We start from the raw sequence: 24,013 nt of genomic DNA, 5'->3' as shown, positions 1-24,013 counted from the left end.
ATCCAGTCAATTCAACCAATTCAATACAATAAATTGGTATCAACAAACTTGGCACACTATTGAGTTCTCAAACAACAGACACACCCGGCACCACCACAACCAACATATCGGCCGTAGATCGCTCCGGAGCAACTTTTCAAACTTACCCGCTGGTCTCACTCTTGTCAAACCGGCATCCGCGACGTTCTCAGCCTGAGGCTTTCGTGTCGGTTTTTTCGGTCTGACTCCGTGGAGCAGCGCGGAAATAAACTCTACCACCACTTTGCCGGGATGGCCAACCAAGCCCCGAACAGCCCCCCGCACCCCCACCCTGAGGGCGGCAAAAAGCCCGGAATCTCAAGGAATTCCGGGCTTTTCGCCGCGCACTTAAGAGAGCGGGTTCACACTTTTCGGTCCGCCGGCCGCCAAGGGAACGGGTTTGAAGTACGCCGCACCCAAAGGCGGCAGCGTCACGGTCAACGATGCCGGCTGGCCATCAAGCCCTTCGTCCAGGGCAATCAGCTCGCCGCCATTCAAAACACCTGAACCGCCGTAGGCCGCAGCATCAGTGTTGAGCACTTCGGTCCAGGCCCCGGCAGCGGGAACGCCGAGGACATAGCCCACATGCGGCCCGCCGGAGAAGTTAACGGCGCACACCAACGGATTGCCGTCCTTGTCCCAGCGGACAAACGTCAGGACATTGCGGTCGGCGTCCCCACCGTTGATCCACTGGAAACCACCGGGCTCGTTGTCCCGAGCGTAGAGGGCCGGCGTCGAGCTGTAGAGCTCGTTGAGGTCCTTGGTGAGGAGCTGCAATCCGCGGTGCGCCGGAATGTCGGCCAGGTACCAGTCCAGTCCATGCTGCTCGGACCATTCAGCCTCCTGGCCGAATTCGGTGCCCATAAAAATGAGCTGCTTGCCCGGGTGCGCCCACTGGTAGGCAAAGAAGGCGCGCAGGTTGGCCAGCTGCTGCCAGCGGTCCCCCGGCATCTTCCGGAGCATGGAGCCCTTGCCGTGCACTACTTCGTCGTGGCTGATGGGGAGAAGGAAGTTCTCGGTGAACGCGTAGACCATCGAGAACGTCAACGTACCGTGGTGCCACTTCCGGTTGATCGGGTCCTCGGAGGCGTACTTGAGGGAGTCGTGCATCCAGCCCATGTTCCACTTGAGCCCGAAGCCCAGGCCGCCGTGGCTTGTGGGGGCGGTGACACCGGGGAAAGCCGTGGACTCTTCGGCGATCATCACCGCGCCCGGGTGGGTCTTGTAGACGGTGGCGTTGACTTCCTGGAGGAAGGAAATGGCTTCCAGGTTCTCGCGTCCGCCAAAGCGGTTGGGCGACCACTGCCCGTCTTCGCGCGAATAGTCCAGGTACAGCATCGAGGCCACCGCATCAACCCGGAGTCCGTCGATGTGGAACTCATCAAGCCAGTACAGCGCGTTGGACACCAGGAAGTTCCGTACCTCGGTGCGGCCGAAGTCGAAGATCAGCGTTCCCCAGTCGGGGTGCTCGCCCAGGTTCGGGTCGGCGTGCTCGTACAGGGGTTCGCCGTCGAACTGAGCCAGCGCCCAGGCATCCTTGGGGAAGTGCGCCGGAACCCAGTCCAGCAGCACGCCGATTCCGGCCTGGTGCAGGGAATCCACCAGGTACCGGAATTCGTCCGGATGGCCAAAGCGCGACGTCGGCGCAAAGTAGGACGTCACCTGGTAGCCCCAGGAGCCGCCGAAGGGATGTTCGGCCACGGGCATGAACTCAACGTGCGTGAAGCCCAGCCACTTGACGTAGTCCACCAACTCTTTGGCGAGCTCGCGGTAGCCCAGGCCAAGGCGCCAGGATCCGAGGTGGACCTCGTAGGCGCTCATCGCCGAATTGTGCGGGTCACGCTGGGCGCGTGCCGCCATCCATTCGGCGTCCTTGAAAACGTAGGACGGTTCCACCACCCGGGACGCCGTCAGCGGCGGGACTTCGGTGCCGAAGGCCAAGGGGTCCGCCTTTTCGACCCAGTGCCCGCTCTTGGACTTGATCTCGAATTTGTAGCACGCCCCTGCTAAAACGCCGGGAAGGAAGACTTCCCACACGCCCGAGGATCCCAGCGAGCGGAGCGAATTTTCGCGGCCGTCCCAGGCGTTGAAGTCACCTTTGACGCGGACCGCCTGCGCGTTCGGTGCCCAGACGGCAAAGGAGACGCCGTCAACATCGCCGAGGGAGGACTTGTAGTGCTGGACGTGCGCGCCCAGGACTTCCCAGAGCTTCTCGTGCCTGCCCTCGCCGATCAGGTGCAGGTCCACTTCACCCACGGTGGGCAGGTAACGGTACGGCTCATCCACCGTCAGGGGCGCGGCACCGGCGTAGGTGACTTCCAGCCGGTAGTCGGGGACGTGGCCGGCCTGCAGCGGTTCGAGGACTGCCACCCATACCCCGTTGTTTTCGTGGGTCATGGGCACTGAGCCCACGGCAGTCACCACGCTCACTGCCTCCGCGAGGTGCTTAAGCGTTCGGACCGTCACATGGCCGTGGTCGTCAAGGTGGGCGCCGAGCACTGAGTGCGGCGCGTGGTGTTCGCCGTTCGCCACGCGGGCCAACGTGTCCGGGTCCACGTGAAGAGGCACCCGGGGCCGGTCTGTACGTGCTGAGCCTGTCATTTTCATACCTTCCGATGCTGCTCCGGCCTGATCGCCGGAGCCTTTAACGCTGAGGAGCCGCCTGGACGCATTCGTTGGAATGGCCAGCCAGTCAGGTCTGTTCCGCAATTCATATACGACTTCATAAAGGGCCTTGTCCAGCCACAATGCCACAAAGAGCGGTGAAGTCCGGTCGATGGTGCCGGGTGTGACTGCGGCATAGCCGGCAAGGAACGCGTCCGCGCAATCATCGACCCAGGACGCCGGAACGCGCGCACCCTGATATTCGCGTTCCGCCGCGCCTGCCGCATAGTCGAAGGAACGCAGCATTCCCACCACGTCCCGGAGCGGAACATCGGGGAAGTTGCGTTCGGCGATGGGCCGCAGTGGCTCACCTTCAAAATCAAGGATGGCCCACCGGCCGGGCTGGCCGCCGTGGCCGGGGACCTGCAGGATCTGGCCGAGGTGGAGATCGCCGTGGATCCGCTGCAGCGGCCCTGCGGGCACGCCGTCGAGCTCGCCAAGCAGAGCCCCTAGCGCGTCGTCGTAAGGCCCGACGGCGGCACTGGCTTCCGCCCATGCCTGCCGGACCCGCTGGGCTACTCCTGGCGCAATGAGCTGACCCGGGGCCGGTTCAACCGCTGTGCCGAGTGCTTCCGCCAGCCGCCGGTGGACTGTGGCTGTGGCAGCGCCCAGGGCATGCGCCTCGGCGGTGAAATCAGCACCGGTGCGCGCGGCATCCACGGCAAGGCGCCAGGCATCGCGGCCGCCGGCGAGGAATTCGTGGGCTACGGCAAGCTCGCCCTGCGATGGCTCCTGTGCCGGGAGCCCCGATGACGCCGGCGCTTGCCATTCCCCGCGGACCCACCCCAGCGTGGCCGGAACCTCGAAGGTGCCCTGGGCCGTCAGTGCCGCCCCTACCTCGACCTCAGGGTTGATCCCTTCGGAGAGGACACGGAAGAATTTCACGATCGCCGCGGACTCGCCGTCGTCAACAATGACAGAGCTGTTGGACTGCTCGCCGGACAGGACTTTGACCATTCCGTGGGCGGTAGGCAGTCGGTGCTCCGACCGGGTGCGGTGGCCCGTCGCCGAGCCCGTGTTCGAGCCCGCTTCGGACCGGATCAGCTCCAGCCAGGAGGACACAAAGGATGGATCGTGAACGGCGTCGTAGATCCAGGCCATGCCGGCCTCGGGAGCCTGGCCTACCAGTGCCCGCTCCGCTCCGGCAAGCGGACTTGCCCGGTAACTCAGCGGGACCTGGACCACGTCAGTCCGGAGACCGCCGTCGGCCGTCCGGGAGGAAACAGCCAGCAGGAAGATCTCCAGCCGGGCCTGCCCGGCGGCATCTTCAAGGCTCAGGCTGCCTGCCTGTTCCAGCGAAAAATCGGCTGTCTTCACGGGGAACCACCGCTGGCGCGGAAGCCATTCGCGGAGGACGGCGCTTAGTGGGGCTGTGAGGGTGGGCTGGGCCATGTCAGTTCTCGATGGACAGGATGGGCAGTGCCTGCGTGTACGGGGAGGCTGGATTGGACGTCGCCGAGCGGACCCGTAGCCAGAAGAAATCATGGCTTCCCAGGGTCAGCGTCAGTGATCCGTCGTCGTCGATCCCGGGGAACGGCTGACCCCCGAACACATCGCGCAGCCCGCGGCCGGCAAACTGCGGAATCCGCAGTTTTGCCGCGACGGGGTGCTGCGAAAGGTTGAAGGCGCACAGAATGGTTTCGCCGGGCAGCCCTGCAGTGTTGTCATCCGACAGTTCGCGAAGATACGCCACCACGGCGTCGTGGTCGGCTTCGACATGTTTGAACGCGCCCAGCCCGAAGGCAGGGTGGTTCTTGCGGACGCTGAGGATCTGCCGGGTCCAGCGGAGCAGGGAACCGGAGTGGGCGGCCTCGGCTTCCACATTGGCCATGCCGTAGCTGTACACCAGCGACTGGATGACCGGCAGGTAGAGCTTGCCGGGATCAGCGTTGGAGAATCCTGCGTTCCGGTCCGGGTTCCACTGCATGGGGGTGCGCACAGCATCGCGGTCATCGAGCCAGATATTGTCCCCCATGCCGATCTCGTCCCCGTAGTACAGGAACGGGCTGCCAGGCAGTGACAGCAGCAGGGCATTGATCAGTTCGATCTCGGCCCGGGAATTATCCAGCAACGGTGCAAGCCGGCGCCGGATCCCGATGTTGGCGCGCATCCGGGGGTCCGGGGCATACCAGCCCAGCATCGCCGCACGCTCGTCGGCCGTGACCATCTCCAGCGTCAGTTCATCGTGGTTGCGCAGGAACGTTCCCCACTGCGCCCCTTCGGGGATCTCCGGGGTGTCATGCATGGTCTCGATGATCGGAGCGGCCTTCTGGTCCCGCAGGGCGTAGTAGAGGCGCGGCATGATGGGGAAATGGAAGGCCATATGGCATTCGGGCTCTTCCGCTGTTCCGAAGTACTCCACCACCTCGTTGGGCGGCTGGTTGGCCTCGGCGATGATGACGCGGCCCGGGTAGCCTTCATCCACCATGGCCCGCAGCTTGCGCAGGAAGTCATGGGTGGCCGGCAGGTTTTCGCAATTGGTCCCCTCTTCCTCGAAGAGGTACGGGATGGCGTCCGCCCGGAAACCGTCGATGCCCTGGTCCAGCCAGAAACGGACCACGTCAAAGAGCGCTTCGATGACCTTGGGGTTCTCAAAGTTCAGGTCAGGCTGGTGGCTGAAGAAGCGGTGCCAGAAGAACTGCCGGCGGATGGGGTCGAAGGTCCAGTTGGACTCCTCCGTGTCCACGAAGATGATGCGGGCGTCCTGGTACTTCTCGTCAGTGTCGCTCCACACGTAAAAGTCGCCAAAGGGACCGTCCGGGTCCTTGCGCGATTCCTGGAACCAGGGGTGCTGGTCCGAGGTGTGGTTCAGCGGCAGGTCAATGATGACCCGGACGCCGCGGGCATGGGACTCGGCCACGAGCCGCTTGAAGTCGCTGATGGTCCCGAACTCATCCAGGACGGAGTTGTAGTCCGAAATGTCATAGCCGCCGTCACGCAGCGGCGACTGGAAGAACGGCGGCAGCCACAGGCAGTCCACGCCAAGCCACTGTAGGTAGTCCAGCCGGTCGATCAGGCCGGAGAAGTCGCCCGAACCGTCGCCGTTCGCATCCGCGAAGGCCCGCACCAGCACCTCATAGAACACAGCTTTCCGATACCAGAGCGGATCGTGGGCCAGGCCAGGGGCGTTCAGCTCAAAGGTGCTCTTGGGGGTGAAATGCTGGCTGGAACTCTGCGGGTTAAAGCTCACTGATGCAATCTCCTCACGCTCAGGATGTGGGCGGGTTCAACGTGCGCGTCCAGGCGGACGTAGTTGTATTCGCCCCATTCCCAGGATTCACCGGAAATGAGGTCATCCACCCGGAACCCGCCGTTGGGCGACAGATCCTCGGGGTCCAGTTCCAGCGCAGCCAGATCCAGTGAAATAGTGCTCTCCCTGATGGCGTGCGGATCAACGTTGACCACCACAATGATGGTGTCCTTGGTGCCGTCCGGCAGGGTCTTGTGCTTGGAGTACACCACCGTGGCGTCGTCGGTGCTGTGGTGGACCGTGAGATTCTGCAGGTCCAGCAGCGCCGGGTGGTTGTGCCTGATTGCGTTGAGCCTGGTCAAGTACGGCGCCAGGGTCCGGCCTGAGGCAGCGGCAGCGTCCCAGTCACGGGCTTTGTATTCGAATTTCTCGTTGTCGATGTACTCTTCCGCGCCGGGGCGGGCAACATGCTCATAAAGTTCGTAGCCGGCATAAACGCCCCACAGGGGGCTGGCGGTGGCGGCCAATGCGGCGCGGATCTTGAACGCCGCCGGACCGCCGAACTGCAGGTATTCCGTGAGGATGTCCGGCGTGTTGACAAAAAAGTTGGGCCGGAAGTACGCCGGCGACTCGTGGCTGACCTCCGTGAAGTAGGTTTCGATTTCCTTTTTGGTGTTCCGCCACGTGAAGTAGGTGTAGGACTGCTGGAAGCCCGCCCGGCCCAGGGCGTGCATCATGGCAGGGCGCGTGAACGCTTCCGCGAGGAACACTACGCCAGGGGTCTTCTTGTTGACCTGGCCAATGAGCCATTCCCAGAACCACACCGGTTTGGTGTGCGGATTATCCACCCGGAAGATCTTCACGCCATGGCTGACCCACAGCAACACGACCCGCAGGATTTCCTTCGCAAGCCCTTCCGGATCATTGTCGAAATTGAGCGGGAAAATGTCCTGGTATTTCTTGGGCGGGTTTTCCGCGTACGCGATGCTCCCGTCAACCCGGGTAGTGAACCATTCCGGGTTGGACTGCACCCAGGGGTGGTCCGGCGCGGCCTGCAGCGCCAGGTCCAGGGCGACTTCCAGGCCCAGTTCGTTGGCGCGGGCAACAAAGGCGTCGAAGTCCTCGAACGTGCCCAGTTCCGGGTGGATGGCGTCGTGGCCGCCCTCCTTGGCGCCGATGGCCCAGGGCGAGCCGGGATCATGCGGGCCGGCAATCAGGGTGTTGTTGGGGCCCTTTCGGTGCTGGATACCGATGGGGTGGATCGGCGGCATATAGAGAACGTCGAAGCCCATTTCCGCCACCGCGTCCAGCCGCTTCGCCGCGGTCCTGAAATTCCCGGACGTCCATGCCCCGGTGGTGGCGTCCCTGACGGCGCCTTCGGACCGGGGGAAGAATTCGTACCAGGCTCCACGGCCTGCGAGATCGCGCTCCACCAGCAGCGGGAACTGCTCGGAAACGGTGATCAGTTCGCGGATCGGCTGGCGGTCCACCACGGCGGCGACGTCCGCGCCGAAGCCGGCTGCCAGACGCTCCTCATCGGTGAGGGACCCGTTGCCCAGAATGGAAGACGCCATGCGCAGGGTACGCCGGTCCGACGCATTGCGGGAGGCGTCGGCGGCCGCCTCCGAGAGCAGCGCCGATCCTTCGGCGAGCATCAGCTCAACGTCGATGCCTGCCGCCACCTTGACTTCGGCGTTGTGGTGCCAGGTTCCGTAGCGGTCGTGCCAGGCCTCGATGAAAAACGTCCAGTTTCCAACGGCCGACGGCGTGAGGATGCCCTCCCAGCGGTCGGTACCGAGGCCGCGTTCCCCCCTGGGCGGCGCCAGCCTGACGCGCTGGCGTTCCTTCCCGCGGGGATCCAGGAGGACCGCGCTGACACCCAGTTGGTCATGCCCCTCCCGGAAGGCCGTGGCGCCCACCACAATTCCCTCCCCCGGCAGGGCCTTGGCAGGATACTTCCCACTCTCCACCACAGGCTGCACTGCAGTGATCGGAAAACGGCCAATTCTTAGCCCGTCGGTGATTTGGCCTTTCGGCTTTTTCTTTGAGGCGGCAGGGGTTACTGAGTTAGTCGTCACAGGCTCGACGTTAGCGAGAAATGGTCCAGATTGCTAAGCCTGCGCTGCTTTTTGTCGCGGCGATTCGACTTATCCGCCACGCCAACTGTCATTTACCTAAAAGAAAGCCAAAGCAGTTCCAGACGTTGATGTTGTCGGTTAGTGTGGCGCAGGTGAAGGCAATCCGCAGATTTACCGTCAGAACAGTCCTCCCGGAACCCATCAGGCCGCTGGCCCTGTTGGCCACCAACCTCCGCTGGTCCTGGCACCGGCCCACCCGTGAACTTTTCGCTGGCCTGAACCGCCGCATCTGGGAGGAATCCGGCCAGGATCCCGTCAGTTTCCTGGGCCGGGTCAGCCGCGAAGAGTTCCAGCGCCTCGCCGCCGACCCCTCGGTAGTGAACCAGGTCCGCGCCGCCGCCGAGGACCTTGACCGGTACCTTGAGCAGCCCCGCTGGTACCAGAGCCTGGGCGAGGATGCCCCGGCCGCCATCGCGTACTTCTCCCCAGAATTTGGCATCACCGAAGTCCTGCCGCAGTACTCCGGCGGCCTGGGCATCCTGGCCGGCGACCACCTCAAGGCCGCCTCGGACCTGGGTGTGCCCCTGATCGGCGTTGGCCTGCTGTACCAGGCTGGTTACTTCAAGCAGTCACTCTCCCGCGACGCCTGGCAGCAGGAAACGTACCCGGTACTCGACCCTGACGGCCTCCCCCTCACTCTGCTTCGTGAACCGTCCGCCGACGGCAACGGCCGGCCTTTGCAGATCTCACTCCCGCTCCCCAACGGGCGCCGGCTGCTGGCACACATCTGGCGTGCCGACGTCGGACGCGTTCCCCTCTTGCTGCTGGACTCCAACGTTCCCGGCAACGACGACGCCGCGCGCAGCATCACCGACCGCCTCTACGGCGGCGGCGGAGACCACCGGCTGCAGCAGGAGCTCCTGCTGGGCATGGGCGGAGTCAAGGCGCTGCGCGCGTACCAGCAGCTCACCGGAACCGCCGCGCCCGAGGTGTTCCACACCAACGAGGGCCATGCCGGCTTCCTGGGGATTGAGCGCATCCAGGAACTGATGGCCGGCGACGCCGCCCTCAGCTTCGACGAAGCCCTCGCCGCCGGCCGGGCGTCCACGGTCTTCACCACCCACACTCCCGTTCCGGCCGGCATCGACCGTTTCGAGATTTCCCAGATCCACCACTTCTTCCAGGCCGGGCTTGCGCCCGCGGTACCCGTGGACCGGATCCTGGAACTGGGCCGGGAAAACTACGCCGACGGCAACCCGTCAGTCTTCAACATGGCGGTGATGGGACTCCGGCTGGCACAGCGGGCCAACGGCGTCGCCAAGCTCCACGGCGAGGTATCCCGCGGGATGTTCTCGGCCCTGTGGCCCGGGTTCGACCACTCAGAGGTGCCCATCACGTCCGTCACCAACGGCGTGCACGTGCCCACGTGGGTCGACGGGCGCATCTCCCAGCTCGCGAGGGAACAGTTCGGCACCGAGGCCGAAGCCCTGGGCCGCTGGGACCTTGCCTACAACGTCAGCGATGCCGACGTCTGGGCGCTGCGCCGTGAAATGCGCACAGCGTTGGTGGAGGACGTACGCCGCCGGCTCCGGGCTGCGTGGAAGAAGCGCGGCGCCGCCGACGCCGAGCTGGGCTGGACCGACAACGTTCTGGACCCCGACGTGCTGACCATCGGCTTCGCCCGGCGCGTCCCCACCTACAAGCGCCTGACGCTGATGCTTCGCGAGCCGGACCGGCTCAAGGCGCTGCTGCTGCATCCGGAACACCCGATCCAACTGGTGATCGCCGGCAAGTCCCACCCGGCAGATGATGCCGGGAAGAAGATGATCCAGGACCTGGTCCGCTTCACGGACGACCCCGAGGTCCGCCACCGCATCGCCTTCCTGCCGAACTACGACATCGCAATGGCCAGGACGCTGTTCCCGGGCTGCGACGTGTGGCTCAACAACCCGCTCCGCCCCCTGGAGGCCTGCGGTACGTCGGGCATGAAGGCCGCCATCAACGGTTCGCTGAACCTTTCTGTGATGGACGGCTGGTGGGATGAAATGTACGACGGCGAGAACGGCTGGGCGATCCCCACCGCCAACAATGACGCGTCCCCCGAAGAGCGGGACGACATCGAGGCCGCGGCACTGTATGAACTCCTGGAAACCCAGGTGGCGCCACGCTTCTACGGGAACACGGTGTCTGACAGCGCCGGTGCTGCCGGACCGTCCACCACGGGCACCGAGAAAGTCCCGACGCACTGGGTGTCAATGATCAAGCACACGTTGTCCCATCTGGGACCGGCCGTTTCCGCGGAGCGCATGCTGCACGACTACGTCAACGTGCTCTACCGGCCCGCCGCCGAGGCCGGACGCAGGGCCGTTGCCAACTCCTACGCCCAGGCCCGTGTGCTGGCGGCATGGACTGCCAAGGTACGTTCGGCGTGGCCTCTGCTGCACGTCGAACATGTGGACTCCGTGGGCGTTTCCGAGGACCCGCAGATCGGGGACACCCTGCAGGTGAACGCCTACATCGCGCTGCACACCCTCTCACCGGAGGACGTGTCCGTGGAGGTGGCTTATGGCCGTGCCGAGGAAAGCGACACCCTGGCGGACGTCACCCTGATGGAGTTGAACTCGAAAGAGGACCTGGGCGAGGGGCGCCACCTGTTCAGCGGCTCGCTGGTCATCGACCGCTCCGGTCCCTTTGGCTACACCGTCCGCGTCCTGCCACGGCACGAGGCATTGGCTTCCAAGGCGGAGCTGGGGCTGATCGTCAACGCCTGATCCGTTTCCAGATATCCGGCGTTCGTTTTGTGGCAACTGCGCGGCGGTTGTCGACGTTAGTTACAGGAGGACGGCCGTGACCGCGAGGTCACGGCCGGCGTAGCTTTCGGCATCCTGGAGGACCTCGCAGATGATCCCGAAGGACCTGTCCCCCCGGAACGCCGCGGCCACCTGCCAAAGGATTGTGACCGGCGCGCTACCGTTCTCGCCGATGCTGTCCGCGAAATCGTGCAGGGAGTCGTTCAGGGCGTCCATGTTCACGCCGTAATGTTCAGGAAAGGCGAGCACTCCGCCGAAGGTTTCCAGGACAGCCTTCTTGCTGTCGGCGGCGGGGACCACCAGGCTGCGGCGGCCGTCGTCGGCAACCTGTTCCTGAAGTTCTTCGATGGTCCAGGTGTCGGCGGAGTAAATTTTCATGAGGGTGTTCAGCCGCCTTCTGCGATGAATTTGAACGAGTCGTAGTGGTCCTGCGTGTAGTATTTTTCGCCCTCGGCGCCGGTGACGATGCGGCGGGCTCCCCGGTCGGATTCACCCGGGGTGGGCACGGTGTACTCGCGGTAATAGCCTGAGCCCTGCCGCGGGAGAATGCGCTCGAAGTTGCCGAACGTCTTGTTGTCCTGGCTGTAGCCGTAGGGGCCGCCGGCACGGATGGCAGCGAGGGTAGTCCGCGCTTCGGCCGGCAGCTGGGATTCCTTGATCGCGGGCAACCCGGACGGGTTGGCGGGGACTACCGCCGGGGCCGGAACCTCCGCAGGACCCTGGACGGGAGCGCCCGGGACCGGGGCCGCGCTGGAACTGGCTGCCGGCGTCGTACTTCCCGTTAGAGTCTCAAGGAGCCCGGGGCCGCCGAAAGCGAACGCCGCTATGGCCAGCAGCCCGGTCAGCAGCAGGGCAATGGAGCGGTTGCGCAAATTTGGTCCCCTCCGCAGTTACGTGCGGTAGATGTTAATCGAGTTCGCCTCGATGCTGTCCGTCTCGCCGGACGCCACGCGGCTGCCCTGTCGAAGCTCGTGAAGCGGCGACGTTGTCAGCCGGAGTTCGAACATCCTGCGGGGCGTTCCGTCGTCGTTCTTGAGTTCCGGAAGGGTGATGTTCACGTCGGAGCCGCTGCCGTTGACCACTACGAGGCCCGCCAGCGTGCCGTCGTCCGAGCCAAGCAGGAGCTGCATGACCCGGTGCCGGGGATCATTCCACTGATCCATGGACATGGGTTGTCCGGCGTGATCAAACCAGTAGATATAGGACTGCTCATCCCGAGAGGGAAAATCATGGGGTTGGCTTGCCAGGAACTCCTTGCGCAGCCGGACGTAGCGCTTTGTGCTGCGGAGCATCTCTGCGGATTCCGGCGTACGCGTCCAGTCGAGCCATGCCAGTGGGTTGTCCTGGCAATAGGCGTTGTTGTTTCCCTGCTGCGTGCGTGCCAGCTCGTCGCCGGCGGTGATCATGGGCACACCGAGCGAAATCAACAGGGACGCCATGAGGTTCCGTCGGGACTGCGACCGCTGCGCCAGGATGCTCTCGTCCTCGCTCCGGCCTTCGAAACCGTGGTTGTAGCTGCGGTTGTCCCCGTGCCCGTCCCGGTTCTGCTCGCCGTTCGCCTCGTTGTGTTTTCGGTCGTAGGACACAAGGTCGTTGAGCGTGAAGCCGTCGTGTGCCGTGATGAGGTTGACCGACGCCAGCCTGGAACGGCCCGACGCTTCAAAGAGCCCGGCAGACCCGGACAGGGCATCAGCCAGCCGCGCCACGGACCCGCCCTGCCCGCCGGCTTCGATGGCCGCCCGGTCGGCAAGCCAGAAGGAGCGGACGCCGTCCCTGAAGTGGTCGTTCCAGTCAACCCAGCCGCCCGGGAACCGTCCCGTCTGCCAGCCGCCATAGCCGACGTCCCAGGGCTCGGCGATCAGTTTTACGTCAGACAACACGGGATCGGCGGCCACAGCCACCAGGAACGGGTGGCGGGGATCAAACTCGTTGTCCGCGTTCCGGCAGAGCGTCACGGCCAGGTCGAAACGGAAGCCGTCGATGTGGAATTCGTCCACCCAATACCGGAGGGAATCCAGCACCAACTGGACCACCCTGGGCTGGCCGAAATTCAGGCTGTTGCCGCAGCCCGTAGTGTCGATGTACTTCCCGTGGCCATCCGTTCTGTAGTACGTGTCCTCACCGAGTCCGCGGAAGCTAATGGCCTGGCCGTCCGGGCCGCCCTCGGCAGTGTGGTTGTAGACGACGTCGAGAATCACTTCCAGCCCTGCCGCGTGGAGCAGCTTGACCATTCCCTTGAACTCGTCCTGGACGGCGTGCGGTCCGGCATCCCGCGCCGCCTGCGTCGCATAGGCTGCCTGCGGTGCGAAAAACGCGGCCGTGTTGTAACCCCAGTAGTTGGTCAGGCCGAGGTTCTGCAGGTGCAGCTCATCGAGGTGGAAGTGCACCGGGAGCAGCTGGACAGCGGTAATGCCCAGGCTCTTGAAATGCTCGATGATGGCCGGATGAGCCATTCCGGCGTAGGTGCCACGCAGCTCCTCGGGGACATCGGGATGCAGCATGCTCTGGCCGCGGACATGAGCCTCGTAGATGATGGTGTTCCGCCACTGCGTCCGGGGACGTTCGTCGGTGCCCCAGTCAAAATCGCCGGCCATCCGGACGCTCGTCAGGAAACCCTCCCGCTGGTCCACCGCCCGGCCGTAAGGATCGAGCAAAAGAGGCTGCCCGCCGTCGTCGTCCAGGTCCACGATGGGGACCGCCAGCGGCAACGGGTCCGCCTTGGACGTGGCACGGAAACCGTACAGCGATCCGTACGGGAAATCCTCAACAATTCCATGGTGCACGCCGTGCGTGACATTGGGCAGGGTCTGCAGATGCCACTCGCTGCCCGGGGCCTTGTAGGCAATCTCAAGGTTCTCCACGGCCGGGGCGTACACGGCGACGTTGGCGCTGGACTGCACGCTGTAATCCGCTCCCGATCCCGGGCGCGGGACGCTGACACCTAGCGGATATGCCGAAGAGGCATCCCTGGTGGAAGCGGTATCGAAAAGCGGCATGACCATCACGTCCATGGTAGCGGCCAACGGCTGTTGAGCTGCACCGGCGCTTTTATGACGTCACCCGGACCCACCGCAGTCCAACGCTCTCGCAGTTTTCGCGCCTTAAACAGAAACGCTCTCTCACCAGTTCAAGTTGACCGGTGGGAGAGCGTTTCTGTTAAACCCACCAAAGGTGAGAGAGCGTTTGGCAGGACGACGATACAGCCGTTGCGGCCGTTTTGCCAGGGAGCGCATCGCCGACCAGAGCCGAAGAAGGCCGCCCGCGGCCGAATGAGGCAACGGGAGGTGTCTAAGCGACGGCAAAGCGGTCGCGGCGGCGACCCCGCTGCCGTGCCGCCTCCCGCACCGAGGACTACTTGACGGCGCGCTGCCTCGAGATTTCGTACAGGGAGATGCCAACGGCCATGGAGGCGTTGAGCGATTCCATGGCGGAGTTAATCGGGATGGAGACGATCTGGTCGCAGTTTTCGCGGACCAGGCGGCTCAGGCCCTTGCCCTCGGAACCGACCACAATGCAGACGGGCTCGGCGGCCAGGGTGAGGTCAGGCAACGAAACGTCGCCGTCGCCGTCGAGCCCCAGGACAAAGATGCCCATGTTCTTGAACTGCTTCAGGGCACTATTCAGGTTCGCGGCGCGTGCCACCGGAACACGCACGGCAGCGCCGGCGCTGGTCTTCCAGGCCGAGGCTGTGACGCCCACGGAGCGGCGTTCCGGGACGACGACGCCGTGGCCGCTGAAGGCCGAGACGGAGCGGATGATGGCACCAAGGTTGCGGGGGTCCGTGATGCCGTCCAGGGCAACGAACAGCGGGGCGTTGGATACGTGGCCCTTCTTCCAGCGGTCCACGGTTTCCTCGGCCAGGTCATAAGCGTCCTGGTACTCGTACGGCGGGATCTGCAGGACCAGGCCCTGGTGGATGGCGTCATCCGTCATGCGGTCAAGTTCGGGCTTGCCGGTCTCGAGCAGCGGGATTCCGCGTTCGGCGGCGATCTTCAGCGACTCCTTGACCCGGTCATCCATTTCAATCCGGATGGCGATGTGCAGGGCCTTCGCGGGGATCCCGGCGCGGAGGGCTTCCACCACGGAGTTACGGCCGGTGACGACTTCCTCGGTGGCGCGGCCCTTGGGACCCGTGCGGGAGGCGCCGGCGCTGCGGGCACCCGTGCCGCGCTTGGCGGCCGAACGTTCGGCAAGCTGCTTGCTCTTGTGCGCCTTGTGGTACGGGCGGTCCTCCGCCTTGGGCGTGGGACCCTTGCCTTCCAGGGCCTTACGGCCATGACCACCGGTTCCGATGGTTGGCCCCTTCTTTGCTTTGACCGACCGGCGACCGTTGTTGGCCATGATTTTCCACCCTTGATTGTTTGACTGAGTCTGCTTACCAGTCTACTGAATCAAGTAAAATCGCCCGTTCAGTCCCGTTGCAGGCTCCAGGTAGCGCCGTTTGGGCCATCTTCGACGACGACGCCGGCCGCCTTCAGCGTGTCGCGGATGGCGTCAGAGGCAGCCCAGTCCTTGGCGGCCCGGGCCTGGGTGCGGGCAGCAAGCTGGGCTTCCACCAGGACGTCGAGGGCGGCCGATTCCCGGGTGTCCGACGCCGGGCCGGACGCCACCGCATTCAGGCCCAGGACCCGCAGCATGTCATGCACGCTGTGCAGCGCCTGCTGTGCGTCCTCCAGCTTCCCCTCCGTCAAGGCAGTGTTGCCGGCACGGACTGTTTCGTGGACCACGGCGAGGGCCTGCGGCACGTTGAGATCGTCATCCATGGCGTTCTCGAACGCCTCGGGAACCTTGCCATAGGTGGCGAAGGTGTAGTTCCCACCGGCAGCGAGGGCCCGAACGGCGCGGCTGATGAAGCCGTCAATGCGTTCGACGGCGGCCGCGGCCTCGTCGAGCGATGTGGGGCGGTAGTCCAGCACTGAGCGGTAGTGGGCCTGCCCGAGGTAGTAGCGGACCACCCGCGGCGACGCGATGTCCAGCATCTCCGAAGGGCTTATGGTGTTGCCGATGGACTTGGACATTTTCTCGCCCTGGTACGTGACCATGCCGTTGTGCATCCAGAAGTTGGCGAACCCGTGCCCTGCGGCCTGGGACTGCGCCATTTCGTTTTCGTGGTGCGGGAAGCGCAGGTCCAGTCCGCCGCCATGGATATCAAATTCGGTGCCGAGGTACTTGGTGACCATGGCGGAGCATTCCAGGTGCCAGCCCGGACGTCCGGCGCCCCAGGGCGAGGCCCAGCTCGCCGTCGTCGGCTCTCCTTCTTTGGAGCCCTTCCACAGCGCAAAGTCGCGGGGGTCCTTCTTGCCGCGGGGATCCGCGTCCGGGGCGCCCTGCATGTCGTCAATGTTCTGGCGCGTCAGTGACCCGTACTTGTCCCAGGACCGCACGTCGAAGTAGACGTCGCCGGAATCGTCCGGCGCCGGGTAGGCGTGGCCCCGGTCGATCAGCTGCTGGATCAGCTCATGCATTTCGGGGATATGGCCGGTTGCCCGTGGCTCATAAGTGGGCCGGGAAACGCCGAGCGTGTCGTAGGCCTGCAGGAACGCCTGCTCGTAGCGGTAGGCCAGGGCCCACCATTCCTCCGCGCGGACAGCGTCCGGTCCGGCTTCGAAGTCCGGGCTGAACGATTCGGCAGACTTGGCGAGGATCTTGTCGTCGATGTCCGTGACGTTGCGGACCGCGGTGACCCGCAGCCCCCGGTACTCGAGCCAGCGGGTGAGCTGGTCAAAGGCGATCGCCGAGCGGATGTGGCCTACGTGCGGCATGCCCTGCACGGTTGCTCCGCAGTAGTACAGGCTCGCTTTTCCGGGGACGAGGGGAACGAAGTCACGGACTTCGGCGGACGCGGTGTCATAGAAGCGGAGAGTCACCGCTCCAGATTAGCGGAAAAGGCCTGTGTGCCGGCCCCCGCGCGTTATCCGGCCTGAACAGCGCTGGGTTGAATCACCGGATAGACCAAAGCGGTGGCGACGGCGGAAATCCCCTCGCCCCTGCCGGTGAAACCGAGTCCGTCGCTGGTGGTGGCCGTGACACTGACCGGCGCCCCTGCCGCCTCGCTCAGCACGCGTTGGGACTCTTCCCGCCGCGGGCCGAATTTGGGCCGCGTAGCCACGAACTGCACTGCCACGTTGCCGATCTCAAAGCCAGCCGCACGGACAATCCTCGCCGCCTCGGTCAGGAGCGTGACGCCGGAGGCTCCAGCGAACTCCGGACGGTCGGTGCCGAAATGCGTGCCGAGGTCCCCGATGCCGGCGGCCGAGAACAGGGCGTCAGCGGCGGCGTGGGCCACCGGGTCCCCGTCCGAATGCCCGGCCAGTCCACGCTCGCCTTCCCAGAACAGCCCGCCCAGCCAGAGCGGACGGGGAAGGTCAGGGGACGCGTACGCATGGACATCCAGACCGATACCCGTGCGCGGCAGGATCATCTTGGCTTCACTCATGCCTAACCCTCCACCCAGCGGATGCCCAGCGGGCCTTCCAGCAGCCCCTCGGCAATGATCAGGTCCAGCGGCGTGGTGATTTTCAATGACTGTGTGGAGCCATGGACGGCGTGCACGGGAACTCCCAGGAGTTCCACCAGCATGGCGTCGTCGGTGACCGCGGCAGCCTGTTTCTCGTCAAAGTCCGCCGCTGCCTGATGGGCCTGGATCAGTGTGGACAGGCGGAACCCTTGGGGCGTCTGGACCGAACGGAGCTCCTCCCGCGGCGCGGTCCCGGTCACGAGTTCCGGAGCGATGCTGCTGTCGTCACCGGTCGTGGGGGTAACCATCTTCACCGTATCCACCACCGGTACGGCAGGAATCACTGCAACGGCGCCGGCAGCCAGGGAATCGACGACACGGTGGAAGACATACTCGGGCGTCAGCGCCCTGGCGGCGTCGTGGACCAGCACAGCTTCGGTGCCGTCCAGCAAGGCCGCCAACGCCGACCGGACGGAAGCGGCACGGGTGGCACCGCCGTCGACCGTTGTCAGCACGGGAAGCGGGTTCTCCTGGTTGGCATCGTGCCCCGCCCGGAGTTCCTCGGCGAAGGCCGCGCACAATTCCTGCATGACCGTATCGCCGGGCGGCAGGGCAACACAGATCTGCCGTGCGACGTCGGCGGCAGCGACGCCCCGGAGGGCATGCGTAAGTATGGCGTCACTCCCCAGCGGCACGCGCGCCTTGGGCATGCCGTAACCCAGCCGCTCACCGGAACCTGCGGCCACAATGACGACGGCGGTGACGGGGCGGGGAAGTCCGTTGTTCATGCGGTCCAGCCTACGTGCCCGCCTGCCCGGCGTGCCTAATCCCAGCCGCGCGACGCGCCTGCCGCTGAGGGCTGGACCGAAAAAGGGCAAAAAGAAACCCCGGAGGCACTTGCGTACCCCCGGGGCTCAATTCTTAGGAAGCCAGGACCTCGTCGAGAACGCTTGCAGCCTTCTCTTCATCAGTCTTTTCAGCCAGTGCAAGTTCTGAAATCAGAATCTGACGGGCCTTGGCCAGCATGCGCTTCTCACCTGCGGAAAGGCCCCGATCGTGATCACGGCGCCAGAGGTCGCGAACAACCTCTGCTACCTTGATGACGTCACCGGAAGCAAGCTTCTCCAGATTTGCCTTGTATCTGCGCGACCAGTTGGTGGGTTCTTCAGTGAACTCAGCCCGGAGAACATCAAATACGTGCTCCAGACCTTCCTTGCCCACTACGTCACGGACCCCAACAAGGTCAACGTTCTCTGCTGGAACTTCAATGGTCAGATCACCCTGAGCCACCTTGAGCTTGAGATACATTTTCTCTTCGCCCTTGACAGTGCGCATCTTGATTTCTTCAATTTTTGCAGCACCGTGGTGAGGGTAAACTACTGTCTCGCCGACCTCAAATACCATGTGGACATTCCCCTTTCCCGCAGACCAGTTTATCACGATTCAGGCATATGACTGGCCTCGAACCGGCCCCGGAACCCCGGAAATACGCGGAAAATGGGCAGAATAGACCCCCTTCACCCCCTTGACGAATGCAGATAATAGTGCATGTGCGGCCTGCTGCCAAGGGCAATATGACCGTGCGGAATCCTCGTTTGGCCCGGTTTGCCGCTAGGCTATGGCTGAATAATGTTTCAAGACTCTCGAGGAGTACGTGACGTGCGTTTCACTGCGATGAACCGGGCCCAGGGCGGCAAACTGGCACTGGCGGCAGGTTCCCTGGCCCTCGCCCTGGCGACGATGACCGGCTGTGGCTACATCAACCCCCAGCAGACTTCTCACCAGTACGCGGCGTCGGACGGTATCCGCGCCGACCTGGGTCCGCTGCAGCTGCGAAACATGCTGGTTGTCTCCGCCGGCGCAGACAAGCCCGGCCGCCTGCTCGGCGCCGTTTACAACTCCTCTTCACAGGACGTCAAGCTCACGGTCAACGGGGCCGAGGGTTCACAGACGCAGGTGCCGGTGAAAGCCAACTCCTACACCCTGCTCAACGACTCCACGGATGAAGCCATCCTCAGCACCAGCGGCGGCATCGCCGGCTCCCTCGTCGATGTGAAGATCACCGAAGACGGCACCAACGTGAGCAAGACTGTCCGCGTGCCTGTCCTGGATGGTTCCCTCGCGGAGTACAAGGAGTACCTGCCGGCCGGCAGCGAACCGACCGGATCCGCCACACCCAGCCCGTCGCCGTCGGCCACCGGCACTGGTGCGGCCCACTAAGCAGCAGCAAAGCACAAAAGGAGGGGCTCCCCCCGCGGGGAGCCCCTCCTTTTGTGCACTTGAAGTCTGGTGCGCCTGATGCCCGGCGTGCCATACGGCGGAGAGGCCTACGGCTCGAACTTGTAGCCCAGGCCGCGGACGGTTACCAGGAAACGCGGTATGGACGGGTCGGGCTCGATCTTGCCGCGCAGCCGCTTGACATGCACGTCCAGGGTTTTGGTGTCCCCCACGTAGTCCGAACCCCAGACCCGGTCGATCAGCTGGCCGCGGGTGAGTACGCGGCCGGAGTTGCGCAGCAGCATTTCCAGCAGCTCGAACTCCTTCAGCGGCAAGAGGACCTGCTGGCCATCCACGCTGACCACATGCCGTTCGATGTCCATCCGGACAGGGCCGGCCTGGACTGTGGCCGAGATCAGTTCCTCAGGTTCACCTTGCCGGCGGAGTACGGCCCGGACGCGGGCCACCAGCTCGCGGGAGGAGTAGGGCTTGGTGACGTAGTCGTCAGCGCCCAGCTCCAGGCCAACCACCTTGTCAATCTCGGAGTCCTTGGCCGTCAGCATGATGACCGGAACGCTGGAGCGCTGCCGCAGCTGGCGGCAGACCTCGGTGCCCGACAGGCCGGGGAGCTGCAGGTCCAGCAGCACCAGGTCCGCCCCGTTCCGGTCGAATTCGGTGATGGCGTCGAGGCCGTTGTCCACCACTTCTACCTCGAACCCCTCCTTGCCCAGTAGATAGGACAACGGATCACTGAACGATTCTTCGTCTTCGACAATCAAAATCCTGCTCAAGCGCTAGCTCCTTGCTCATGTACACCGCGTTCTTTTCTGCGCACGGGTACGGCTGGTTCTTTGACACCTGAGGTATCCGGTGCGTCCTGGCTTTCCATCTCAGGCAGCCGCAGGGTGAAAGTGGAACCCTGGCCGGGCCGTGACCACAATGTCACTTCACCGCCGTGGTTGGAGGCAACGTGTTTGACGATGCTAAGGCCCAGGCCCGTTCCGCCAGTGTGGCGCGAACGCGCCGCATCCACCCGGTAGAAGCGCTCAAACACGCGCTCCTGGTCCTCCGGGGTCAGCCCCTCGCCCTGATCCGTGACCGACACTGCGATCAGCCCGTCCTTTGACCGGACGCCCACGCCCACCCTGGTGTTCTCCGGGGAGTAGCGGATGGCGTTGTCGATCAGGTTACGCAGAGCGGTAACCAGCAGGTCCCGGTCACCAAAGACGGTGGCCTTAACCCGCTCCCCCACCACGATCCGGATGTTCTTGCTTTCAGCGGGGAGCTGGGAACGGTCCACCGCTTCAGTGATGACCGCGTTGATGTCCACGGCCTTGCCCTCTTGGGACACGCTGGCACCTTGGAGGCGGGACAGCTCGATGATGTCCTGGACCAGGGCGGCCAGCCGGCTTGACTCCTTGTGCATGCGCTTGGCGAACCGGCGGACTGCTTGTTCGTCGTCGGCCGAGGACTCCAGTGCCTCGGCCAGCAGGGAAATTGCGCCCACCGGGGTCTTCAGCTCGTGGGACACGTTGGCCACGAAGTCGTTGCGGATCTCTTCCGTGCGGGTAATTTCGGTGCGGTCGTCGGCCAGAAGCACGATATATTCCTCGCCGAGCATGGCCGCCCGGACCTGCACGATGATGGTGCCGTGGCCCAGCGGACCCCGCTGCAGCTCCAGCCGTTTTTCCAGGATCACGCCGTCGCGCCGCACACCGGCCGTCATGTCCAGAAGTTCTTTGTGGACCACCGTGTGGCCGCGCACCAGTCCGTATGCATAGGCTGCCGGGCTGGCGCGCACCACGCCGTCCACCGCGTCAACCACCACAAAAGCCCGTCCGACGACGGCCAGCACTTCCGCGGCGCCGGCCGGCAAAGCGAGTTCCTCCACGTCGACGTCAACAAGCTTTCGCTGCTTTTCACTGATCCTGAAGGCGAGCACGCCAAAGGTGCCGAGCGACAGGCCGACCAGGCCGGCGATGACACCGATGAGCATAGGATCCACAACTCCAGCTTAGGCCGTGGTTCCTGTCGAGACGGTGCGTCATGGCCCATTACGGGGACGGTTCAGCTAACGTTCATCTACAACCGACTAATCGTTTACCGCACGCTGACAAAGTTATATGTTGGAGTGCCGAATGGCGACATGAGTTCCGTCTGCCACCCGAGGGGCGGAGTTCCAAAGAAAGGACGCCCACGTGCGTAAGGTTTTTCAGGAAGAGCTGACCCAGGTGGGTGAGCAGCTGGTGGAGATTTCGCGGTTGGTCAGCGAGGCATTGGCGAAGGCCTCGACGTCCTTCCGGGTTGCCGACGTTGATCTGGCCGAGGACGTCATCGCCGCGGACGCCCGTATCGACTTTTTGCAGACCAGCCTGGATGAGCGCGCTATCGACATCCTCGCCCTGCAGGGGCCGGTGGCCAGCGATCTGCGGATGATCGTGGGCTCCCTGCGCATGAGCGCTTCCCTGGAGCGGATGGGGGACCTGGCCCGCCACATTGCCCAGCTGGCCCGGCTGCGTTTCCCGTCCACCGTGATCCCTGCATCCATGACGGAAACGTTCAACAAAATGGCCGAGCAGGACCAACTCATCGCCGACAAACTTATTGTCCTGCTGGAATCCCGGGACCTCGAAGTGGCCCGCGACATCCACAAGGCCAACAACACCATCGACGATCTCCACCTGAGCGTGTTCAAGGCGATCGCCGCCCCAGACTGGGCCGAGTCCCCCGCCACCACCGTTGACGTGGCCCTGGCCAGCCGCTACTTCGAACGGTTCGCTGACCACGGCGTGTCCGTGGCCCGCAAGGTCACCTACCTCGTCACCGGCGAATGGCAGGGGCAGGGCTTCTAGCCGCTCCCTAAACTACATACGACGGCGGGCCGGTCACCACAGGTGACCGGCCCGCCGTCGAACGTTAACTACTGCTTTATTTCTTGCCCTGGTTCGCCACTGCCAGGATGGCTTCCGCAGCGGCGTCCGGGTCCAGGTAGGTGCCGCCCGGCTTGATCGGCTGGAAGTCCTCGTCCAGGTCGTAGACCAGCGGGATGCCCGTGGGGATGTTCAGGCTGGCGATGGCGTCGTCGCTGATGCCGTCCAGGTGCTTGACCAGGGCGCGCAGCGAGTTGCCGTGGGCGGTGACCAGGACGGTCTTGCCGGTTTTGAGGTCTTCCTTGATGTCCGACTCCCAATAGGGAAGCAGGCGGACCAGGACATCCTTGAGGCACTCGGTGCGAGGCAGTGCGTCGCCGAGGTCCGCGTAACGGGGGTCGCGGGCCTGGGAGAACTCGGAGTCGTCGGCCAGGGGCGGCGGCGGGGTGTCGTAGGACCGGCGCCACTCCATGAACTGCTCCTCACCGTATTCGGCCAGGGTCTGTGCCTTGTCCTTGCCCTGCAGGGCACCGTAGTGGCGTTCGTTCAGGCGCCAGTCCCGCTTGACGGGGATCCAGCCGCGGTCGGCCTTGTCCAGGGAAATGTTGGCCGTGTTGATGGCCCGCTTCAGGAGCGAGGTGTAGAGGACATCCGGGAGAAGATCGTTCTCAACCAGGAGCTCGCCGCCGCGTGCTGCTTCCTCGCGGCCCTGGTCGTTGAGGTCAACGTCCACCCAGCCGGTGAACAGGTTCTTGGCGTTCCATTCGCTGTGGCCGTGGCGCAGCAGAATCAGCTTGTAAGTCATGATTTTTATCCTAGCCGAGGCACGGCGCCGCCCGCCTTGCGTTACAAGGGCCCTGCGTTACAAGGATAGGGTTGGGCAGTGGTGCAAAAAGCTGAACGCGTGAGCGCTCCCCATGGCCGGAGCGGCAGGCCGGTCGGAAACGTCACACGGGGCACCACCAATCCCAACCGGATGCGGCGGGTGGACCGCTGGCTCACCGGCCCCCAGGCCTGGCGCCTGCGCGCTGCCGAAGACCCCCTCGTGGTTGACCTGGGCTACGGCGCAACGCCGGCCACCGCCGTCGAACTCTTTGAACGTCTCCGCGCAGTGCGGCCGGATGTCCGCGTGTGCGGAATCGAAATCGAGCCGGAGCGCGTCCGGATCGCCAAGGCGCTCGAGCGGCCGGGGCTGAGCTTTCAGGTGGGCGGTTTCGAATTGCCGCTGCCCGGGCACCCCGTGCTGGTCCGCGCCTTCAACGTCCTGCGGCAGTACGAAGAGGCCGATGTGGCGGGGATCTGGCGGCTGGTCCAGGGCCGGCTCGCCCCCGGCGGGCTCTTTATCGACGGTACCTGCGATGAAATCGGGCGGCGGGTGACGTGGGTTGCCCTCGACGCCGAGCGGCCGTTGTCACTGAGCATGTCCGTGCGGTTCGGCAGCTTTGACCTGCCATCGGAAATTGCCGAGCGGCTGCCGAAGGCGCTGATCCACCGCAACGTTCCGGGAGAGCCTGTCCACCGGCTGATGCAGGCCATGGACCGGGCTTGGCTGGAGTCGGCGCCGCTGGCGTCATTCGGCAGCAGGCAGCGCTGGCACGCCATGTGCAGGGCACTGTCCGACGGCGGGTGGCCGGTTCAGGACGGCCCGTCGCGGTGGCGCCTGGGCGAACTAACGGTGGTCTGGGACGCTGTGGCGCCGTCGGTCTAGT

18 protein-coding genes are annotated in these 24,013 nt (G+C 64.5%); 4 read left to right on the top strand and 14 right to left on the bottom strand.

Annotated features, from left to right (window positions below; translation table 11 throughout):
- Positions 1–366: 366 nt before the first annotated feature.
- Genes NG697_RS19430 through NG697_RS19420 form a run of 3 tightly spaced genes read right to left on the bottom strand, consistent with a single transcriptional unit; the run spans position 367 to position 7,950 of the window.
- Positions 367–4,074, bottom strand: coding sequence for a 1,4-alpha-glucan branching enzyme (locus NG697_RS19430; RefSeq protein WP_252599703.1), 3,708 nt, complete (start codon positions 4,072–4,074; stop codon positions 367–369).
- Position 4,075: 1 nt separating this feature from the next.
- Complete coding sequence (gene treS / locus NG697_RS19425) at positions 4,076–5,872, bottom strand: maltose alpha-D-glucosyltransferase (protein ID WP_252567160.1); 1,797 nt, start codon at positions 5,870–5,872, stop codon at positions 4,076–4,078.
- Entirely contained in the window at positions 5,869–7,950 is a 2,082-nt protein-coding gene (locus NG697_RS19420; RefSeq protein WP_308293042.1) for an alpha-1,4-glucan--maltose-1-phosphate maltosyltransferase, read from the bottom strand. Before NG697_RS19420 ends, treS begins: the two co-directional genes overlap by 4 nt.
- A gap of 152 nt (positions 7,951–8,102) precedes the next feature.
- On the opposite strand from NG697_RS19420, the gene glgP reads away from it, so the two are divergent.
- Positions 8,103–10,721: an alpha-glucan family phosphorylase gene (glgP, locus tag NG697_RS19415; protein WP_252614977.1), complete on the top strand. Its 2,619-nt coding sequence runs from the start codon at positions 8,103–8,105 to the stop codon at positions 10,719–10,721.
- Between the two features lie 60 nt (positions 10,722–10,781).
- On the opposite strand, the gene NG697_RS19410 is transcribed toward glgP, so the two are convergent.
- The 8 genes from NG697_RS19410 to NG697_RS19375 all read right to left on the bottom strand — a co-directional run bounded on the left by NG697_RS19410 (position 10,782) and on the right by NG697_RS19375 (position 18,621).
- A complete protein-coding gene (locus NG697_RS19410; protein ID WP_252599705.1) occupies positions 10,782–11,138 on the bottom strand; it encodes a barstar family protein in 357 nt (118 codons plus the stop codon).
- A gap of 8 nt (positions 11,139–11,146) precedes the next feature.
- On the bottom strand, positions 11,147–11,632 hold the full coding sequence (locus NG697_RS19405) for a guanyl-specific ribonuclease (protein WP_252599706.1): 486 nt from the start codon (positions 11,630–11,632) through the stop codon (positions 11,147–11,149).
- A gap of 18 nt (positions 11,633–11,650) precedes the next feature.
- The gene (gene glgX / locus NG697_RS19400) at positions 11,651–13,762 is read right to left on the bottom strand and encodes a glycogen debranching protein GlgX (protein ID WP_252614976.1); all 2,112 of its coding nucleotides are present in this window, start codon (positions 13,760–13,762) and stop codon (positions 11,651–11,653) included.
- A 349-nt stretch (positions 13,763–14,111) separates the two neighbouring features.
- Positions 14,112–15,101 carry a 23S rRNA (guanosine(2251)-2'-O)-methyltransferase RlmB gene (rlmB, locus tag NG697_RS19395; RefSeq protein WP_252599708.1) on the bottom strand — a complete coding sequence of 330 codons (990 nt, stop codon included), beginning with the start codon at positions 15,099–15,101 and terminating at the stop codon, positions 14,112–14,114.
- Positions 15,102–15,169: 68 nt separating this feature from the next.
- Complete coding sequence (gene cysS / locus NG697_RS19390) at positions 15,170–16,627, bottom strand: cysteine--tRNA ligase (protein ID WP_252610859.1); 1,458 nt, start codon at positions 16,625–16,627, stop codon at positions 15,170–15,172.
- Between the two features lie 44 nt (positions 16,628–16,671).
- Positions 16,672–17,196, bottom strand: coding sequence for a 2-C-methyl-D-erythritol 2,4-cyclodiphosphate synthase (gene ispF / locus NG697_RS19385; RefSeq protein WP_252599710.1), 525 nt, complete (start codon positions 17,194–17,196; stop codon positions 16,672–16,674).
- 2 nt (positions 17,197–17,198) lie between these two features.
- Positions 17,199–18,005 (bottom strand): 2-C-methyl-D-erythritol 4-phosphate cytidylyltransferase, encoded by an 807-nt coding sequence (gene ispD, locus NG697_RS19380; protein ID WP_252599711.1) that lies wholly within the window; start codon positions 18,003–18,005, stop codon positions 17,199–17,201.
- Positions 18,006–18,138: 133 nt separating this feature from the next.
- The gene (locus NG697_RS19375) at positions 18,139–18,621 is read right to left on the bottom strand and encodes a CarD family transcriptional regulator (protein ID WP_026266570.1); all 483 of its coding nucleotides are present in this window, start codon (positions 18,619–18,621) and stop codon (positions 18,139–18,141) included.
- 270 nt (positions 18,622–18,891) lie between these two features.
- On the opposite strand from NG697_RS19375, the gene NG697_RS19370 reads away from it, so the two are divergent.
- Positions 18,892–19,437: a hypothetical protein gene (locus tag NG697_RS19370; protein ID WP_252599826.1), complete on the top strand. Its 546-nt coding sequence runs from the start codon at positions 18,892–18,894 to the stop codon at positions 19,435–19,437.
- A 107-nt stretch (positions 19,438–19,544) separates the two neighbouring features.
- On the opposite strand, the gene NG697_RS19365 is transcribed toward NG697_RS19370, so the two are convergent.
- Both NG697_RS19365 and NG697_RS19360 read right to left on the bottom strand, forming a co-directional pair.
- On the bottom strand, positions 19,545–20,225 hold the full coding sequence (locus NG697_RS19365) for a response regulator (RefSeq protein ID WP_056342479.1): 681 nt from the start codon (positions 20,223–20,225) through the stop codon (positions 19,545–19,547).
- A complete protein-coding gene (locus tag NG697_RS19360) occupies positions 20,222–21,430 on the bottom strand; it encodes a sensor histidine kinase (protein WP_252614978.1) in 1,209 nt (402 codons plus the stop codon). Before NG697_RS19360 ends, NG697_RS19365 begins: the two co-directional genes overlap by 4 nt.
- A 202-nt stretch (positions 21,431–21,632) precedes the next feature.
- On the opposite strand from NG697_RS19360, the gene phoU reads away from it, so the two are divergent.
- On the top strand, positions 21,633–22,286 hold the full coding sequence (gene phoU / locus NG697_RS19355; RefSeq protein WP_252599712.1) for a phosphate signaling complex protein PhoU: 654 nt from the start codon (positions 21,633–21,635) through the stop codon (positions 22,284–22,286).
- Positions 22,287–22,362: 76 nt separating this feature from the next.
- Here the strand turns inward: phoU and NG697_RS19350 are convergent, their stop codons facing one another.
- Positions 22,363–23,109, bottom strand: a complete 747-nt coding sequence (locus NG697_RS19350) for a phosphoglyceromutase (RefSeq protein ID WP_252599713.1) — start codon at positions 23,107–23,109, stop codon at positions 22,363–22,365.
- A gap of 78 nt (positions 23,110–23,187) precedes the next feature.
- Between NG697_RS19350 and NG697_RS19345 the strand changes: the two genes are divergently transcribed.
- On the top strand, positions 23,188–24,012 hold the full coding sequence (locus NG697_RS19345) for a class I SAM-dependent methyltransferase (protein WP_252614975.1): 825 nt from the start codon (positions 23,188–23,190) through the stop codon (positions 24,010–24,012).
- Position 24,013: the final 1 nt, after the last annotated feature.

Source organism: Pseudarthrobacter raffinosi, assembly GCF_023913835.1.
In the GTDB taxonomy this organism is placed as follows: domain Bacteria; phylum Actinomycetota; class Actinomycetes; order Actinomycetales; family Micrococcaceae; genus Arthrobacter; species Arthrobacter raffinosi.
This window is presented reverse-complemented; position numbering and strand designations above follow the sequence as displayed.